This window comes from Paenibacillus sp. NPDC058177 (assembly GCF_042883835.1).
In the GTDB taxonomy this organism is placed as follows: Bacteria; Bacillota; Bacilli; order Paenibacillales; family Paenibacillaceae; genus Paenibacillus_AQ; species Paenibacillus_AQ agri.
Genome location: NZ_JBHVVB010000005.1, coordinates 34,138 through 52,627, shown reverse-complemented (window position 1 = coordinate 52,627; position 18,490 = coordinate 34,138). Strand labels below are relative to the sequence as shown.

At 51.2% G+C, this 18,490-nt stretch carries 18 protein-coding genes; 11 read left to right on the top strand and 7 right to left on the bottom strand.

Going from position 1 to position 18,490, the window contains the following annotated elements; all coding sequences use genetic code 11:
- The first annotated feature begins 114 nt into the window (after positions 1–114).
- The 10 genes from hemE (at position 115) to ACFVU8_RS19700 (ending at position 10,870) form a co-directional block, all read left to right on the top strand.
- Positions 115–1,167 carry a uroporphyrinogen decarboxylase gene (hemE, locus tag ACFVU8_RS19745; protein WP_387429544.1) on the top strand — a complete coding sequence of 351 codons (1,053 nt, stop codon included), beginning with the start codon at positions 115–117 and terminating at the stop codon, positions 1,165–1,167.
- Positions 1,168–1,214: 47 nt separating this feature from the next.
- Positions 1,215–2,171, top strand: coding sequence for a ferrochelatase (gene hemH, locus ACFVU8_RS19740; protein WP_175374334.1), 957 nt, complete (start codon positions 1,215–1,217; stop codon positions 2,169–2,171).
- On the top strand, positions 2,168–3,595 hold the full coding sequence (gene hemG / locus ACFVU8_RS19735; RefSeq protein ID WP_175374335.1) for a protoporphyrinogen oxidase: 1,428 nt from the start codon (positions 2,168–2,170) through the stop codon (positions 3,593–3,595). Before hemH ends, hemG begins: the two co-directional genes overlap by 4 nt.
- 207 nt (positions 3,596–3,802) lie before the next feature.
- Positions 3,803–5,314, top strand: coding sequence for a CapA family protein (locus ACFVU8_RS19730; protein ID WP_387429541.1), 1,512 nt, complete (start codon positions 3,803–3,805; stop codon positions 5,312–5,314).
- Between the two features lie 77 nt (positions 5,315–5,391).
- Positions 5,392–6,123, top strand: coding sequence for a glycerophosphodiester phosphodiesterase (locus ACFVU8_RS19725; protein ID WP_387429538.1), 732 nt, complete (start codon positions 5,392–5,394; stop codon positions 6,121–6,123).
- Positions 6,124–6,163: 40 nt separating this feature from the next.
- Positions 6,164–6,787, top strand: a complete 624-nt coding sequence (locus ACFVU8_RS19720) for a fumarylacetoacetate hydrolase family protein (protein WP_387430119.1) — start codon at positions 6,164–6,166, stop codon at positions 6,785–6,787.
- 37 nt (positions 6,788–6,824) lie between these two features.
- Positions 6,825–7,628, top strand: a complete 804-nt coding sequence (locus ACFVU8_RS19715; RefSeq protein WP_387429536.1) for a DUF92 domain-containing protein — start codon at positions 6,825–6,827, stop codon at positions 7,626–7,628.
- 15 nt (positions 7,629–7,643) lie between these two features.
- A complete protein-coding gene (locus ACFVU8_RS19710) occupies positions 7,644–8,255 on the top strand; it encodes a TetR/AcrR family transcriptional regulator (RefSeq protein WP_387429535.1) in 612 nt (203 codons plus the stop codon).
- A gap of 126 nt (positions 8,256–8,381) precedes the next feature.
- Positions 8,382–10,328, top strand: coding sequence for an ABC-F family ATP-binding cassette domain-containing protein (locus ACFVU8_RS19705; protein ID WP_387429533.1), 1,947 nt, complete (start codon positions 8,382–8,384; stop codon positions 10,326–10,328).
- A 56-nt stretch (positions 10,329–10,384) separates the two neighbouring features.
- Positions 10,385–10,870 carry a tetratricopeptide repeat protein gene (locus ACFVU8_RS19700; RefSeq protein WP_387430117.1) on the top strand — a complete coding sequence of 162 codons (486 nt, stop codon included), beginning with the start codon at positions 10,385–10,387 and terminating at the stop codon, positions 10,868–10,870.
- Positions 10,871–11,605: 735 nt separating this feature from the next.
- Here ACFVU8_RS19700 and ACFVU8_RS19695 read toward each other — a convergent pair.
- The 6 genes from ACFVU8_RS19695 to ACFVU8_RS19670 form a co-directional block, all read right to left on the bottom strand.
- Positions 11,606–12,433 (bottom strand): hypothetical protein, encoded by an 828-nt coding sequence (locus ACFVU8_RS19695; protein WP_387429532.1) that lies wholly within the window; start codon positions 12,431–12,433, stop codon positions 11,606–11,608.
- Positions 12,417–13,460 (bottom strand): M42 family metallopeptidase, encoded by a 1,044-nt coding sequence (locus ACFVU8_RS19690; RefSeq protein WP_387429530.1) that lies wholly within the window; start codon positions 13,458–13,460, stop codon positions 12,417–12,419. The genes ACFVU8_RS19695 and ACFVU8_RS19690 overlap by 17 nt, the downstream gene beginning before the upstream one ends.
- Positions 13,461–13,524: 64 nt before the next feature.
- Entirely contained in the window at positions 13,525–13,845 is a 321-nt protein-coding gene (locus ACFVU8_RS19685) for a LapA family protein (RefSeq protein ID WP_379468709.1), read from the bottom strand.
- A gap of 85 nt (positions 13,846–13,930) precedes the next feature.
- Positions 13,931–15,721: an oligoendopeptidase F gene (pepF, locus tag ACFVU8_RS19680; RefSeq protein ID WP_379468711.1), complete on the bottom strand. Its 1,791-nt coding sequence runs from the start codon at positions 15,719–15,721 to the stop codon at positions 13,931–13,933.
- Between the two features lie 212 nt (positions 15,722–15,933).
- Entirely contained in the window at positions 15,934–16,104 is a 171-nt protein-coding gene (locus ACFVU8_RS19675) for a hypothetical protein (RefSeq protein WP_175374346.1), read from the bottom strand.
- A 5-nt stretch (positions 16,105–16,109) separates the two neighbouring features.
- Positions 16,110–16,343, bottom strand: a complete 234-nt coding sequence (locus tag ACFVU8_RS19670; RefSeq protein WP_066371860.1) for a hypothetical protein — start codon at positions 16,341–16,343, stop codon at positions 16,110–16,112.
- 172 nt (positions 16,344–16,515) lie between these two features.
- Here ACFVU8_RS19670 and ACFVU8_RS19665 point away from each other — a divergent pair, with 172 nt between their 5' ends.
- Positions 16,516–16,713 carry a cold shock domain-containing protein gene (locus ACFVU8_RS19665; protein ID WP_019911834.1) on the top strand — a complete coding sequence of 66 codons (198 nt, stop codon included), beginning with the start codon at positions 16,516–16,518 and terminating at the stop codon, positions 16,711–16,713.
- 313 nt (positions 16,714–17,026) lie between these two features.
- Here the strand turns inward: ACFVU8_RS19665 and ACFVU8_RS19660 are convergent, their stop codons facing one another.
- On the bottom strand, positions 17,027–18,319 hold the full coding sequence (locus tag ACFVU8_RS19660; protein WP_387429528.1) for an MFS transporter: 1,293 nt from the start codon (positions 18,317–18,319) through the stop codon (positions 17,027–17,029).
- Positions 18,320–18,490: the final 171 nt, after the last annotated feature.

The window sequence follows — 18,490 nt, the reverse complement described above, 5'->3', positions numbered from 1 at the left end:
TGTCATAGGATTGTCATTCGGCTGGGGGTGTGGCGGTTGTTACATCCCTGCAAAAAGGGCATAATAGGTAATATGTGAATTTTAGATTTTATTAAATCTTATGGAGATATTATCATGACCTACAATGATACTTTTATCCGTGCCTGCAGGAAGCAGAAAACGGAACACGTTCCCGTATGGTACATGCGGCAGGCCGGTCGTTATGACCCCGACTACCGTAAAATCAAGGAGAAATATTCGCTCCTCGAGATCTGCAGTCAGCCCGAGCTGGCCGCGGAAGTAACTATGATGCCTGTGAAGAAGCTGGGTGTGGACGCAGCGATTTTATATTCGGATATTATGAATCCTGTGGCTTCCATCGGGGTGGACTTTGACATTGTCAAAAACATCGGGCCGGTGATCGAGAATCCGATCCGCAGCGCAGCTGATGTGGACAAGCTGAAGCCGATTGACATTGAGGGCGACCTAAGCCACATTTTGGAAACGATCTCTATTTTGGAGAAGGAACTGGATGTGCCTTTGATCACGTTTGCTGGCGCACCTTTTACGATTGCCAGTTATTTAATTGAAGGTAGACCGTCCAAGAGCTATATCCGTACCAAAGAGATGATGTACAGTGAGCCCCAGGTATGGGAAAAGCTGATGAACAAACTGGGTGATATGGTCATCGCTTATTTGCGCAGTCATGTCCGCAGCGGAGGCAAGGCGTTCCAGTTGTTTGACAGCTGGGTAGGCTCCTTGGCGCCTCGGGATTTCGAGATCTATGTGCTGCCGACGATTCAGCGCATTTTTGCTGAGTTGTCCGATTTGGACGTACCGAAAATTTATTTCCCGGGCGTGAGCTCGGGTGAATTGCTGCCAAGCCTTCAAAGCCTTCAAGCTGATGTCATCGGCCTGGACTGGCGGGTAAGTCTGACCGAAGGACGGCGTAGACTGGGCGGCAAGTTCGCAGTACAAGGTAATCTGGACCCTTACCTGCTGACCGCGCCAATGGATCTGCTCAAGGAGCGGGCCAAAGACCTGATTGATGAAGGTGTGCTGGAGCCGGGTTATGTATTCAACCTGGGTCATGGCTTATTCCCCGAGGCTTCGCTGGACAAGCTAAGGGAATTGACAGAATATATTCACGAGTATTCGGCCGGTGTATTGGCGGGAGCTGGCAAATAACGTTCCCGAACAACCGGATCTAAAACTTACTAAAGGGGATGGAAAACGTGACAACAAAAATTGGTGTTTTGGTCATGTCGTACGGCACTCCTGAAAGCCTGGATAATGTAGAAGCTTACTATACGCATATTCGTCGCGGCAATGCGCCGTCAGCAGAACAGCTAAAAGAACTGAAGGATCGTTACGAAGCGATTGTCGGTGGTGTATTTCCACTGAGAGAGAACACGGACCGTCAGGTTGAGGCGTTGGAGGCCAAGTTGAACGAGGATAAAGGCGGGCGCGATCTGGAATTCGTCTGTTACCAGGGTTTGAAGCATGCCCGTCCGTTTATTGAGGATGGCGTGGAAGCGATGGCGAAGGCAGGCATTACACAAGCTGTAGGGATTGTGCTGGCGCCCCACTATTCGGTTATGAGTGTAGGTACCTATATCAAGCGGGCACAGGCTAAGGCTGAGGAATGCGGCGTTAACATGTCGTTCGTCGAGAGTTACCATATGCATCCTGAACTTATAGATGTGCTGAGCCGGAGAGTGACAGCCAAGATGGATCAGTATGTGGAAGCGGGGGCGGCACGTGACGAGATCCGTGTTCTTTTCAGCGCTCATAGCTTGCCGGAACGCATCCTGGCCATGGGTGATCCGTATGTTGACCAGTTGATGGAGACATCCAAGGCCATCGCGGACAAAGCAGGTGTGGCTTCATGGCAATTCACATGGCAAAGTGCAGGGCGCACGGCTGAGCCTTGGCTGGGCCCGGATATCCTTGACACATTACGCGATCTCAGCAAGGAACAGGTGGAATACGTGCTGTCTGCACCAATCGGTTTCGTGTCTGATCATTTGGAGGTCTTGTATGACCTTGATATCGAAGCAACGGCAATCGCTGCCGAGCTGGATATGCGTTTTACGCGGACTGAATCGCTGAACAGCGATCCGGCATACATGTCTGTTCTGAGCGATGTCGTATTAAGCCAGGTGAACCAGATGAAGGTGACCCAGCCATGACCGCTTCCCCCAGGAAGATCGTCATTATCGGCGGAGGCCTGAGCGGCCTCAGCGCCGCTTTTTATGTGCGCAAGTTCTATAAAGAGGCTGGGGTAATCCCCGATATCGTATTGATCGAAAAGGATAAGACGTTAGGCGGCAAGATTGAGACCTTGCACCGGGATGGCTTCGTCATCGAGAAAGGCCCGGATTCCTTCCTGGCCCGCAAAACGGCGATGAGCGATCTGGCAAAGGAACTGGAGCTTGACCATGAACTGGTTACCACCAATCCCAATGCCAAGAAAACCTACATCTTGCAACGTGGCAAGCTTCATCCAATGCCGGCGGGTCTGGTGCTCGGTATTCCTACAGAGATTGGACCGTTTCTGAAAAGCGGGCTCGTATCCTTCAGCGGTAAGGCTCGGGCAATGATGGACTTTATCCTCCCGCCAAAGCGCAGCAAAGAGGACGAATCCCTTGGGTCGCTAATTGAGCGCCGGCTTGGAACAGAGGTCCTGGAGAACATGACCGAGCCACTGCTTGCCGGAATTTATGCGGGGGACATGCGCAAGATCAGCCTGCAGGCGACCTTTCCGCAGTTCGGCGATGTGGAGCGGCAGTACGGCAGCCTGATTCGCGGGATGACCACTGGGCGCAAGCCGGCTGAGACGCATACCGGAACTAAGAAAAGTGCCTTTTTGACCTTCACCAAGGGACTACAGAGCCTCGTGCACGGATTGATTCATGAACTGCATGATGTGGAGCAGCGCACAGAAGTTGCAGCAGCTTCCATTAAAGTACATAGTGGGTCTGATCGTACTCACCGCTATGAAATTGTGTTAGATAACGGTGAGAGTTTGCAAGCGGATGATATATACGTAACGACGCAAAATTTTGCCGCTGCAGAACTGCTGCGTCCGCATGTCGATGTATCAGCACTGGATGCAGTGAACTATGTCTCCGTGGCAAATGTGGTCATGGCATTCAATAAGCAAGATACAGTCGGCGAGTATGATGGTTCCGGCTTTCTCGTTCCGCGTAAGGAAGGTCGTAACATTACGGCGTGTACCTGGACTTCGTCCAAATGGCTGCATACCAGCCCTGATGACAAGGTTCTGCTGCGGTGTTACGTAGGACGTTCCGGTGATGAACAGAATGTGGAACTGCCCGACGACGCATTGGCAGAACTGGTGCGCAAGGATCTGCGTGAGATCATGGGCATTACCGCGAAGCCTCTGTTTACGGAAATCACCCGTCTGCGGCATTCGATGCCACAGTACCCGGTAGGCCATCCAGCCGCGATTGCCCGGCTCCGTAGCGAAATGGCCGAGAGCCTTCCGGGGGTGTATGCTTTCGGCGCCGGATATGACGGCATTGGCATGCCGGACTGCATCAAGCAGGCCAAGCTTCTGGCCGAAGCCGCTGCGGGTGCCTTGAAGGAATAGTTGGTTTCTTTGTTTGTTATTTTTATTAAGTTCTATATAAATATAGAATTTGGGAACGGTGGGGCGTACTTCTAACGCCTCACCGTTTTTTTGAACATTAATTAAGGTCCTATTAAATGTAATTGGCAATTCTACCATTTGCGGGGACAAGCACGTGATATGATATAATAGAAACAATTTTAAACACAAAGGAGAACCATTGTACCCATGTATTCGCCGCGATCAAGCTCCAGACGCAAAGACAAACCGAACAGACGTCGTCGTAGAACGATCTGGGCTTGGATTAATGTAAGTTTACTATTGATGATCACCGCCTTATTGACTTATGGTTTTACCAGCGAACATGGTTATAGATCTTCCTTTCCGCCTCCAGTGGCACAGGCTACGGACTCCCCTTCCCCGGATCCGGCGATGCAGGAGAGTGACCCGCCTACCTCGGCGAACAATGAAGACGAAGCGGCAGTCACACCCGAAGTTACGGCAACACCAGAAGCAACGCCAACACCTGAAATAACAGCAACACCTGAGGCAACAGTAGCGCCAACGGCCACACCTCTACCGAGCAGCCCCCCGGAAGACGATGGAGTTACTGGGAATAACAAGGGTACGGCTGAAGGGCAGACTTCTGCAGGGGATAGTTCCTCACCTACTGACACCGGAGGGAAGAACGGAACGGGCAGTAAGACCCCTTCTGATAGCAAGACGGGAGATGTGCAGGGCAAAGACAGTAATTTCATCGCAGGGCTGCCTGAAGGCCTGGCAGGGGAACGTACGGTTAAGCTGAGCTTTGCCGGGGATGTTATCTTCTCCGGCAAAGCTGGAGAACTGCTCAAGCAGAAAGGTTATGATTATTCGTATTCCGCGCTTGGCGGCATGTTCAAGAAGGATGATCTTACCGTGGTGAACCTGGAGACGCCGATCACGACCCGGGGAGTTGGCGCTCAGAATAAACAATTTGTGTTTAAGGGCGCGCCCGAGGCTCTGGACGCTCTCAAGGCAGCTGGCATTGACGCTGTGAACCTCGCTAACAACCATACCCTGGATCAGGGACAGGAAGGCCTTAGAGATACAATGACTCACCTGGGTAAGAGAGGCATTCCCTATGTCGGAGCAGGCCTCAATAGCAAGGAGGCTTATAGCGCGCAATATTTTGAACGCAATGGAATCAAGATTGCGCTGCTGGGATTCACACGAGTCATGCCAGTTATGGATTGGAAGGCGGGACCGAATACTCCGGGTGTTGCCTCCGTTTATGACAGTGCAGAAGGACTACAAGCGATTGCCGCTGCCAAGAAAAAGGCAGACCTGGTGGTTGTGGTTGTGCACTGGGGTAAGGAACGTGTAGATCAGTACGACAGTGTTCAGCAGAAGCTGGGCCACAGTTTTATAGATGCAGGGGCGGATCTCGTCATTGGCGGACATCCCCATGTGCTGCAGGGCATAGAGCCTTATAAAGGCAAATGGATCGCCTACAGCACGGGTAATTTTATTTTCACCAAAGGCTCTATCCCCACTACCTGGGAGACAGCGGTTTTTCAGGCTGAGTGTACTATCAAAGGGCAATGCTCGATGCAACTCAAACCGATGGACGCTGAGCTGGCCCGCCCTGTCCCAATGAATGATGTGGCAGGAGGTATTCTCCTGAAGCGAATCGAGTCCTTGTCTTCCGGTCTTGTGCGGATTGGTGCTGACGGCAAAGTGACTCAGAAGGCAAAATAATAAAGGTTAAGCGCGGAACTGGAAAAATTGCATAAATAGCAGCCGCTTGAGAAGCGAATGGTCAGAGGGGGAATGGGATGAAGAACCCTTGTGTGGCACACCGGGGATTTTCCGGTAAGGCGCCGGAGAATACACTGGCCGCTGTTCGGATGGCGCTAGAGCTCCCCTTTGTGCGCTGGATGGAGATTGATGTTCAGCTATCACGGGACAGCGTGCCGCTGGTCATTCATGATTACACGCTGGATCGGACCACCAACGGGCACGGCAAGGTCAGGGAGATGAACTGGGAGGGGATTCGTCGGCTGGATGCCGGCGGCTGGAAAGGAAGGGCTTTTCGTGGCGAGAAAGTGCCTTCGCTGGATGAAGTGCTGGCGTTGGTATCTGGCAAGCTACGCCTCAATATTGAGCTCAAAACCGTAAACGATATGTACCCCGGTCTCGAGCAGGCGGTTATCGATCAGGTTAACGCCCGCAATATGCGGGATGAGGTTGTCCTGACTTCGTTTGATCATGGGGCATTGCAGAGAATCAAGGCGCTGGACCCCCGTTTCAGAACGGGGCTGATCTATGATTCCAGATCGGGTGACCCGGTTTCGAAGTTGCAGGAGCTGCAATGTTCCTTCCTTTCAATCCGCTTTTCACGACTGAACCCGCTTATGGCCAGCCTGCTGTCGGAGCAAGACATCAAGGTAATGGCCTGGACAGTGAATAAAGCACGGGAGATGCGTCGCTTGGCGGCCATGCATTCTGATATAATGATTTGTACGAACCGTCCTGATTTATGGGGCGATACGTTCATTGGAAAGTAATGAATTTAACAATCAACAGGAAAGAGAGCTGAATCTATCCATGTGCGCGGCTATAAATAATCTGTATTGTGTTGGACGAAATTACTTGCTACATGCAGAAGAACTGGGCAACAAGGTCCCGGCTGAGCCGCTGATCTTCCTGAAGCCCTCTCATGCGGCAGTCCCCCTTGATAAAGCCATTATCCAGCTTCCGAAGGATGCCGGTCAGATTCATTTTGAAGGCGAGCTTGTCCTGCGGATCGCGCGTGATTATGTGCCGGGAATGAGTGTGGAGGAACTGGTGGATGTGATGGCATTGGGACTGGATTTCACACTGCGTGATGTGCAGAATGACCTGAAGAAGAAGGGTCTGCCGTGGACTGCAGCCAAGGGCTTCAAGAATTCGGCTCCATTGACCCCGTATATTGCTTTTCCCGACCAGGATGAGCTGGAGGCTACGGATTTTGTGATTTTGAAAAATGGTGCGGAAGTGCAGCGCGGCAACGTGAAGGATATGATTTTCTCCCTCCAGAAAATCGTTGACTTTATTGCTGCCCGCTACGGGCTGGGCAAAAATGATCTAATCTTCACCGGAACCCCTGCGGGTGTAGGACCAGCAGTCACTGGTGATTCCTTTGAATTATATTGGGGAGAAAGGCTGCTTGGTACCTGCCTGATCGGCTAGTGCGGGAAGCAACCCTATAGTGGCAGGAGTTGAAATCATGCAGCTTATAATCGGGGCCTGTGGTGCTCTGCTGGTCGCGGGAGCCGCGTATTGGAGACAGTCGCTGAGCCTCTCGGGTATGCTGGCGGCAGTGCTGATGGGCACGATTTATTTTGGAGCAGGCAACGTCTTCTGGTTTGGCGTTCTGCTGTTATTCTTTATTACCTCAAGTCTGTTGTCCAAGCTTAAGCACGATAACAAGGCAGAGCTGGAAGAGACGTATGCTAAGACGGGCCGCCGCGATGCCGGACAGGTATTCGCCAATGGCGGGATCGGTATGCTGGTTGTGCTGCTGAATGCCTTGTATCCGCTGGAACTGTGGAGCTTTCTGTTCATCGGCGTAATGGCTACCGTAACCTCGGATACTTGGGCTACAGAGATTGGCACGCTTAGCAAGAAGCAGCCACGCTCCGTGCTCACGGGCAAAGTGCTGCCTGCAGGTGCCTCTGGCGGAGTGTCGCTCTTGGGAACACTGGCGGCTGGTGCCGGGGGTGTCCTGATCGGTGCGGGCTCATGGCTGCTTCAGAAGGGTGCCGGAATGGCAGATCAGGCTTTCTGGACACTGGTGCTAGCCGGGCTGTTAGGCGGGCTTGCAGGTGCTTTTGCCGACTCGTTCCTCGGTGCAACCGTACAGCAGATGAATCGCTGCACAGTCTGCGGCCGTGAGGTAGAGAGTCCGCAGCACTGCGGCGTCCCTGCCGTACACGCCCGTGGTTGGCGCTGGATGACCAATGATGCAGTTAATGCTATCAGCTCGGCGGTTGGCGGGATCGTGGCTCTGCTGGTTGGACTGGCCTGGTGAATATACAGTAAGGGGGTGGACTGCCTGGGCAGCGCATCCAATGATAAACATACGTCCATTCTCAATGCTGCTTACGGACTTTTTGGCTCCGCCGGTTTCTACGAGACGAAGATGTCGCAGGTAGCGGAGCAGGCGGGAATTGCCAAAGGAACGATATATCTCTATTTCAAGAGCAAGGAAGAGCTATTCATGGCTGTCACACAGCGTGACTGCGAAGGCTTTCTGGAGCAATTGGAAGAGAGGCTGGGTACCGAGAACAACCTGAGCGGCAAGCTGGCGGTTATAGCGGATCATCACTTGTTCTATTATTATGACCGCAAGCAGCACACGAAACTGTTCTTTCGGGCGCCTAACAATAACCCTGAGCTCGTGGCTTACATGGCTCAATTCATGGAGCAGTACAAGCAGGCAGTCATGAAGGTGCTACTGGAAGGTGGAGCTACGGAGCCGGAGTTAATGGCGCAGTCCTACATTGGCATGCTGGACAGACTTAAGATGGACATTCTGTTCCAGCCGGATTTCACGGCTGACGATGCCCGCAAGCGGTCGCGATTTGCCGCGAGTCTGTTCATTAACGGGGCGATGAACGCTTTACATATACCAGAAGCAGAAGCACCACCGGGCTGAGAGGCGTTGGGAGTGTACCCGCTGGAAATTACGAAGCGCCAGAAGATAAGGCCGTCCGGGTTCCGGGCGGTTTTCTCCAGATTGCAATCAGCTTCAAATATAAACTAAGGCAAGCGAGGATAAAGCATGAATATTATGACCGTGGAGCATCTCTCCAAAAGCTATGGCGAAAAAATATTGTTCAAAGACGCTTCATTCGGGATGGATGACCGGGATAAGATCGGTATTGTCGGTGTAAATGGTACAGGCAAATCGACATTCTTACGTATCATCGCCGGTCTGGACACACCGGATGAAGGACAAGTAGCCATCGGTAACGATGTGAGGGTACAATTTCTGGCCCAAAATCCGCCTTACGAGCCCGGTAATACGGTTCTTCAGCAGGTCTTTGCCGGAGAAGACCCGGCGCTGGTTGCGACCCGTGAGTATATGGATGTAGTGGCGCAATTGGAAGCTGATCCTGGGAATACTGCGCTGGAGCGCAAGCTGGCCGGAATAGGGCAAGCTATTGACGCTGCTGATGCTTGGCATCTTGAAAGTGAAGCGAAGAGTGTTCTGACCAAGCTTGGTATCACCCGCTTCGATGCTCTTATGGAGAATCTGTCCGGCGGACAGCGCAAGCGTGTGGCCCTTGCCGCGGCGCTAATCACACCGTCAGAGCTGCTGATTCTAGATGAGCCTACCAACCATATTGATACGGATTCCGTAGCCTGGCTGGAGCAGTATCTGCAGAAACGGCGCGGCGCGCTGCTCATGATTACGCATGATCGGTACTTCCTGGACCGGGTCGCCAGCGTCATGTTGGAACTGGATGGTGGACGTTTGTTCCGCTATGAAGCAAATTATTCCCGCTTCCTGGAGCTGAAGGCTGACCGTGAAGAGCGGGAGGCGTCAGAGGAGCAGAAGCGTAAAAATCTGCTGCGTACAGAATTGGCCTGGATTCGCCGCGGGGCGAAGGCGCGTACTACGAAGCAGAAGGCCAGAATCGATCGCTTCGAGAAGCTCAAGGAGGCGACCGGCAATGTCTCCGGCGGTACACTTGACCTGTCCGTAGCTTCGACCCGGCTGGGGCGTAAAATTATTGAAATACAAGAGCTGTCCAAATCACTGGATGGACGGCAGCTAATTAGCGATCTGACCTACATCGCTGTTCCGCAGGACCGAGTGGGGATTGTCGGGCCGAACGGTAGCGGCAAGTCCACGCTGCTGAACCTGATCGCCGGGAAATTGCAGCCGGATAGCGGTGAAGTTCAATTGGGTGCTACAGTGAAGCTCGGTTATTTCACGCAAGAGCATCAGGATATGGATCTAAGCTTGCGGGCCATCGAGTATGTGAAGGAAGAGGCTGAGGTAGTCCGCACAGCGGACGGTAGCGTCATTACGGCCTCGCAGATGATGGAACGCTTCCTGTTCCCTCCGGCAGCGCAGTGGACGCCGATCTCCAAGCTCTCCGGCGGGGAGAAGAGACGGCTATATCTTCTGCGTGTCTTGATGGGAGCTCCAAATGTGCTGCTGCTGGACGAGCCGACCAATGATCTTGATATTGGTACATTGGCGGTTCTGGAAGACTATCTGGATGAATTCCCGGGTGTAGTCTTTACAGTATCCCATGACCGGTACTTTCTGGACCGGACGATCGACAAGCTTATCGCCTTTGAGAATGGCAAGATCCGGATTCATGTTGGCGACTACAGTGAATATGAAGAGTGGCTTGCCAAGAATATTGCTCCGGGGAGTGGGGCAGGGAGCAAAGGTGATGCTGGTGCCGGTGGTGCAAAACGCAGTGCACCTCAAGCCTCCGCAGCGGATAATCCAGCACCGTCTCAAGCCAAGGAAAAACTCAAATTCACGTTCAAGGAACAACGTGAGTTTGAAGGCATTGACGAGCAGATTGAGCTGGCAGAGCAGCATTTGGCCGATATCAGTGTGAAGATGGAAGCAGCCTTCGCCGACTCTGTGCTTCTGCAGGAGCTGGTGGAACAGCAGCGCCAAGGCGAGGCTGAATTGGAGCGTCTAATGGAACGCTGGACGTATCTTAACGAGCTGGCAGAGAAGATAGCAGGCAATGCTTAATGTTGTATGCTTCATCCTAGAGCGGATTATGCAACTGGAAAGGATGAGGGCTAGTGATAGAGGGGATCATAGAAGCCGCTGTGGCCCTCAGGAGTGCTGGGCAGGCAGAGCAGGCCAGGACGCTGCTGTTAGAGCAGCTTGAAGGTCACCCGCAGCATGCCAGGCTGCATTATCAGCTGGCCTGGACACATGATGTACTGGGCCTGGAACGAGCGGCAGTGCCTTATTACGAGAAAAGCCTAGCGCTAGGTCTCCCGCCAGAGGACCAGGCTGGTGCGCTGCTTGGACTGGGAAGCACCTACAGAACGCTCGGCGAATACGAGCGTGCTAGGGCCATTCTGGCCCAAGGCATGGCTGAATTCCCGGATCGCCGGGAATTTCCGGTATTCTACGCGATGGCGCTGCATAATCTGGGGGACCATAGCGAGGCGATGGGCATCCTGCTGGAGCAACTCGCGGACACCTCGGCAGACGAGGGAATCCGCAGCTACAGTAAGGCCATTGCCTTTTATGCCGATAAGCTGGAACAGACTTGGGATTGAGCTCCTGTAGAGTATGGATTCCGTGATTAGAGATCGCATGGATAAGATTAATACACAGCATAAAGAAGCTGACGCCGGTAACGGCGTCAGCTTCTTTGTGCTTCTTGAAGTGAAAGCCTCACTGAGTGAGGCTCAGAGGTGCTCATTTTAACTTTTTACTTCTATGAAGTGAGAGTAAGATTCACACAGAAAAGCAGGTGTTATCCTGTGAAGTTAGGGTTTTAGGACGCAAACCTCTCATCCCCTTCACTAGTCGTTTTATATTGAGAAAGAGGGTTCGTCTCCCCAACTAAAGGCATTTTTGTACCTTAATTTTATTAAAAAGAGGCAAATAAGGGAAATAAGAGCATTTTTGTATCTTAATTTCTCTAGAAAGCTCACTTGGCGGGTATTCTGGAAGATTTAAGGTACAATATTGCACTTAATTCCCGCTAACCCCTAGTTACAGAATATTTAGGGTACAAAAATGCTGTTAATTGTACTTCGGGAATCCCAACGACGTGTGTATCCATACGGAGAGTGGAATTGTCTAGTTGAATCCCTATTATAGACTCTCTCTTTTCTTGGCCTTGTTTGCTTTTTAGACGTGTTCTTTAGACGTGTTCTTTAGACGTGTTCTTTAGACGTGTTCTTTAGACGTGTTCTTTAGACGTGTTCTTTAGACGTGTTCTTTAGACGTGCTCTTTAAAAGCGTTCTTTAAATGCGCTCTTTAAATCCATACTATCTAGATTTCTCTACTCCCGCGACACGGCGATCATCTGCACGACCGCTCGTTGATCACCGGTCAAGACGGCCTCATCGACATTCATCTGCGAGGAGCCATCCCCGTCGAGAAAGATACCTTCCCGGCCTTCTCCCGGCACGCTCTCCAGGATAGCTGCCCGGAACGCCTCCGCCGTGCAGAGTGTCGGGGTCACGATCAGCCACAGCGCTCCGGTTTTATCGTAGACCATGCCTGAGCGCATCCGTTGTTCATTGGCGTACGGCAAATTTTCGTTTTGCGCCGTCACTGCCCACTGTTCCTCATGCTCCAGGTTCATACTGATGCCACCCTGGGCAAAATAATGATTACGGTCGCTGACCGCCAGTTCATCACCGCTGGATACCACCTGGACCGAGAACTGGCGCTTCGCACCGTCCCAGACTAAGGTGCCACGGGCATACTTGGCATTAAACCAGCCTGAGCCGTAATCATGTCGCCCGCCGCTGAGCGGGTTGTCATTCATAATGGCAATGGACAACAGATCCTTGCCATAAAAGAAGCCGCCGTTGATTCCATAGGCGGCAATCTGCCGTAGCGGCACACCAGCGGGACGGAGAACAACACGGTCAGGGGAGAGGGACATCATGTGCAAAGCCACTTTGCCTGAACTTTCGGTCTCCCGGTACGTGTAGGCGTGGGGGAGGCCGTTAAAGACCTCCCGTTTTTCCTCTTTGTCCAGCAAGATCCAGGTAATGGCGATCAGAGCGATTGATAACGTAAGGACGGTAAAGAACAGCCGAGGCCTACGTTTCCATAACCGTTCCTCACGGACGACAAGGCTCTCAGTTGGCTCCGACATAAGCAGCAAGAAGCTTCGTCGTATTCAAGACAGCCTGCTTATGTGTACGTTCCATGGAGTGAGAAGCATGTACGCCCGGACCGATCAGGGCTGCACGGATATTGTTGCCGCCTTTCAGCGCGGCGGAGGCATCAGAGCCATACATCGGATAGATGTCTACGGCATAAGGGATGGCCAAAGCCTGAGACAGCTCGATCAAGCGGCCGGTCATAGCATAATCGTAAGGGCCAGAAGAATCCTTCGCACAGATGGAGACATCCGTCTCTTTGCAGCTCAGATCATCGCCCATGGCGCCCATATCTACAGCGATCATCTCGTTGATCTCGCCAGGAATCCAGGAGGCGCCGTGTCCAACCTCTTCATAGTTGGAGATCAGCAGGGAGAGATTATGCAGGGGCTTCCAGCCCTCGCGTTTGATGCTTTCCAGCAGACCAAGCAGAGCGGCTACACTGGCCTTGTCATCGAGGTGACGGGATTTGATATAGCCGCTAGGCGTAATCACCGCACGGGCATCAAAGGAAATGAAATCTCCCACGGAGATGCCGAGCTTAAGCACATCATCCTTGGAAGACACCAGTTCATCAATACGGACCTCCATGTTCTCTTCCTGCCGCTTGAAGTCGCGTGCATCGGCATAGACATGGACGGAAGGGTGACTCGTCAGGATCGTGCCTGTATAGGTCTTGCCGCTGCGGGTGTGAATAATGCAGTATTCGTTCTCGATACTATTCATCGTAAAGCCGCCTACAGAAGTTAGGCGCAAGGTGCCGTTGGATTTAATGGAGCGGACCATCGCGCCCAGAGTGTCCACATGTGCGCTAATGCCTACCGTACGGGAAGGATCGAGGCCGGGAACGGTCAGGACCACGCCGCCCTTCTCATTCCAGGACAACGGGATATCCAGCGCAGCTGCCTCTTCGGCTACAAGGTTCATGACCTCAGCGGTAAAGCCGCTGGGGCTGGGAGTATCGAGTAATTTTTTAAGAATGGATAGAATGTATTCTTCATTAGGTTGAATCGTAAGCATGGATTAAAGCCTCCAGTTCATGGGAAAATAGGGCCCTCGGCAGAAGCCGATGCCCTTATGTATTTTATACCTGTGTAGAGCTGTCTGCTGACACACTCTCATCGCTCAGCGTGAAGCTATCCAGCGACGTGCTGTTTTCACGCAGCTTGGCCAGTTCGGCGGTCAGCTGTTTAATCTGCTTCTGCAGTTTGTACTGACGGAAAATGCCATAGGACCCGACGATAATCCCGCCGATCAGGGCGCAGCCCAAGATGACGAGAATCAGCGGCATGCTGACGACAGTGAAGAAGAAATTGACCTGTACCGGATCGACATTAATCACCGCAAAAACTGCGGTAAGCAGCGCGAAGATCAGACCCGCGATCAATGACCATTGTAATTTCATGAGGGTATTCCTCCTTAAAGGGCTACAGTATAAATCCCCTGCCCGCGACCGGGCAAGGGATTAACTTTATACTAAACGTTCTTTTTTACTTGGTCAACTGTTCCATCTGCTCAATCACGCTTTCGAACACGCTCATCGCTTCACGGATCGGTGCAGGGGAGGACATGTCAACACCGGCTTTGGACAGAATGTTGATGGAGTAGTCGCTGCCCCCGCTCTTCAGGAAGCCGAGGTAACGGTCCACCGCCGGTTTGCCTTCCTCCAGAATCTGTTTCGCAAAGCTCGTGGCTGCCGAGAAGCCTGTGGCATATTTGTAAACGTAGAAGCTGTTGTAGAAATGGGGAATACGTGCCCATTCCATCTCGATATCCTTGTCAACGACCATGTCCTTGCCATAGTATTTCACGTTCAGGTCATAGTAGATAGCGGACAGATCCTGCGGAGTCAGGGACTCACCGGCTTCTGCGCGTTCATGGACAATCTTCTCGAATTCGGCAAACATCGTCTGCCGGAATACAGTCGTACGGAACTGGTCGGCATAGTAGGTGAGCAGGTACATTTTTTCCTTCGGATCTGTGGACTTATTAAGCAAATAATCCATCAGCAGTGCTTCGTTGGTAGTGGAAGCAACCTCCGCCAGGAAAATCGTGTACTGTGCATCCCGATACTTCAGCGTATTGTCCGAATAGTAGGAATGAAGGGCGTGACCCATCTCATGTGCCAGCGTGAACATACTGTTCAGGTTGTCGTTATGGTTCAGCAGCACGTAAGGGTGAGTGCCGTAAGCTCCCCAGCTGTATGCACCTGTACGTTTGTTCTCATTCTCGTAGACATCGATCCAGCCGTTATCATAGCCTTCTTGCAGAACCTTCAGATAGTCCTCGCCCAGCGGCTTAAGGCCTTCTTTGGTAATTTTCTTTGCTTCATCGAAGGTAATGTCCAGCTTGTATTCGTCCACGAGTGGAGCAAACAAGTCATACATATGCAGCTCGTCAACCCCAAGCAGCTTCTGACGTAGCTTCATATAGCGGTGCATCAGCGGCAGACTCTCATGGATCGTATCGATCAGGTTGGTGTATACCTCTTTTTGGATATTGTCACCGTAGAGGGACATTTCCAGCACCGATGGATATTTGCGCACGCGTGAGTAGAACACATTTTTGTTCACATTGGCACTCAGCGTGGCTGCAATTGTATTTTTCTGTTTGGCGTAAGTCTCGTACACGGCTTTAAAAGCGTTCTTGCGGACCTCACGGTCCGGGCTTTCCAGGAACTTAATATAGCTGCCATGCGTCAACTCTACTTCTTTGCCGGTCTCGTCCTTAATCTTCGGGAACTTAAGATCGGCGTTGTTCAGCATGCCAAAAATGTTTTGCGGCGCCTGGGACAGGTTCCCCACTTGGGCCAGCAGTGCCTCCTCGGCTTTGGTGAGAATATGCGCTTTCTGGCGCTTCATCTCCGTGAGCGTGAAGGTATAATCGGACAACTCGGAATCAGCGATGAACTGGTCAAGCTTCTCGACCGGCAGAGCCAGAATTTCCGGTGTGATAAAAGAAAGCGCCTCGCCGGCTTCTACACTAAGCTGCTTTGCTTTTTGGGAAAGCGCCTGATAGACCGGATTAGCAGTGTCTTCATCTTGACGCATATGTGCATAGACATAGAGCCGTTCAGTGAGCAAGGAGAGCTTGTCATCCAGTTCGAAGCAGTCTTTTAGTGCTCCAGCAGTGTCGAGCTTGCCCTGAAAGTCGGCAGCTTTTTTAATGAGACCTTTGGTTTCGGTGTAAGCGTCATCCCAGTCTTTCTGCGAAGCAAACATATCTTCAAGCTTCCAGCGGTTCTCCGCAGGCACTTCACTTCTTTTTAGTAATTGTTCCATGGAAATCCTCCTCGAATGATGGGATGATGCAGGTGCTGATTCCTGCGGCAGCATGGCGGATGATAAATCACCCGGCAAAATAGAGAGCGCAAGTAGTAACGAGAGAGAGCGGGTCCATACAGGCAATGCGGAAGCCTCCTTATAATAAAAGGTGTTCCTAATATGCCCAGCTTGACCATGATTATGTAATCTCAGCGTCGCTTATGCGCAGGTTATGCCAGGAAGCTGTAAATAATGAAGACAAAAGCCAGGAAAATCATAATGGCGGCTGTCAGGGCCATCCCCCGCTTCAATCGCTGCGGTACCCGGTCCCTGGACATAATTAGCACGGCGCCGAGACATAGAACAACGATTGTATAAATCGTGAGATTCTCTGTGTTCATCCTCGTTATACCTGCTTGAAAGCTTCCATGATTTTCTTATACTCTTCTTCGTTGTCTTTATAGGATTCTTTGTTGAAGCGGTTGCCCACCCACTGCATCATGGCCGGACGGCTCATGAAGGTATGTGTTTCCTCACCCCATTGATCGGAAATTTCCCGAAGGATGATATAGCGGCCTTGGACCTCAACCGTCATCATGTTCCATTTGTCTGTTTTGTATATTTCGTGTTTTTTGATCATTTTCATTACCACCCTGGCGATTTTTGGCTTTTGGGTCAATGATAACGCACCCGGGAAGGGAAAAGCAAATTAATTCAGGGATACGAGGGAAAGATGGATTGCACTGGACAATAAAATGGAGTATAATGTAAGCATACGCCATATATGGCGCTATTTTTAGGAGGTTGTTCATTTGAAAGGTACAGTAAAATGGTTTAACGCAGAAAAAGGTTACGGTTTTCTTCAAGTAGAAGGCGGCGAAGACGTATTCGTTCACTTCTCAGCAATCCAAGGCGACGGCTTCAAGACTTTGGATGAAGGTCAAGCTGTTGAGTTTGACATCACTGACGGCAACCGTGGTCCACAAGCAGCTAACGTAGTAAAACTATAAGAATCGGTTCTGACAGCCTGGCTGTCTGCTGAGAAATATATATCAATTTGGCTAGCTCTTGTAAAAGTGGTAACCAACGAATTACACAACACACAGTTCTCTCGGGGACTGTGTTTTTTTGTTATATATCCTGACAAGTAGAAACGGCGTTGCCGTCCGCTAAGGGGCGGTATCCGTTTCAGCGAGAAATATAAGGATAATTTATAGCGTAGAACATACAAATTCTTATATTTTGTTAAAAACCCTGCGCCCTTCATGGAAGGACACAGGGTATGGTTGTTTGTCGATAGGCGGTTCCTCAATAGGAACGCCCCTATAGTGTGGAATTCTCCGCAGGAGTGGTTCCTGGTGGTTGCGAGTCCTGAGCTTGGACAGCCTGCTTCTTGAGGGAAGCTTCCGGTGCAACCTTTGTGTTGGAGGACAGCAGGTATTTTAGCAAAAATCCGCCAAACGCAAGGATCGAGAAGAGTGCTGCAACCATGTAGAAGGTAGACCGCCCGGCATTTTCATAGATGATTCCACCGAAAGCTCCACTGAGCAGCCCGGAAGCACTCGACCAGACGATGGTGAAGAGCGCCATGCCCGTGGCACGCAGATGATCGGGTATCATCCGTGTGATGTAACGAACCGAGGTGACATAAAATACACCAAAAGTTACACTGTGCATGGCCTGGATCGCTACCATCGCCAACGGAGCATGAGCGTAGGACATGAGCAGGAAGCGCAGGGCGTACATGAGACTGGCAAAGACAAGCAGAGGGAGTTCCTTGAACCGCTCTCCATATTTGCTAAGAAGAAAGAAAACTGGAATTTCACTTAACGCGGAAGCAAGCAGCGCCCAGCCGATAATCTCCTCACCAGCTCCAAGCTGCTTCAGGCTAATGGTCAGAAAAGCCTCGTTCATCCGATGTCCCAGGGCAAGTATAAAGACGATACCAAAGAACGACAGCACTTCTTTTTGCAGCAGAATTTCTTTCAATCCACTGCCTTTTCCGCCCTTATGACTCTTCTCAGGCTTGTTCTTCAGCGCTGCCGGGTCCCGCTTAGCATCTTTTAAGGGAATGGTGATCAACAGGGCAGCGATGACTATAGCAATACAGACAGCCATGCTCCAGGAAGAGCCTACAGCCCGCAGTACGTAGCCTACTGTCAATGCGAAAAAGGCATAGCCCAGAGAACCGAATACCCGAATTGTGATGAAATTTCGTCCATAGCGGGTTGCGGTTTTGATAGCCATCGTATCTGCAAGTGGAAAAACAGGGTAATAGAAGAAATAGAAAAGGGATAAAATAATCATAACCGATGAAAATTCCGTTGCCCTCGCCAAAAGAAGCGCCAGAACAAGTTGACCTGCCAGCAGGATGACCATGATCTTCTTGATGGTGCCCAGTCGGTCGCTGATCATGCTCCAGAATAGATTGGAGAGAATTGAAATAAGCGGTCCGAGAGAGTACAGGTATCCTACCTGCGAACTACTGAAGCCGAGATGGGTATAGAACAATGGGAAATAAGATACAACCAGGACGCTGGTGCCGAAAACCGTAAACATAAAGGATCGCAGCCAGTTCTGCTCACCGGAACCGCTGCCGCTCCGTTCTGAAAACATGATGTTTTGCACTCCTCCGAATATCAAATACGAGTAGTATAGCACAAAGGAAGGAAGCCATGTTTACGAAAATAGCGGTATTTCTGAATCTTGCAAGGATTTGTGAAAGTGATTTTGTTGTTTGTACAAATACGGTGATCATATTATAATAATGATGATTTGGATAAGGAG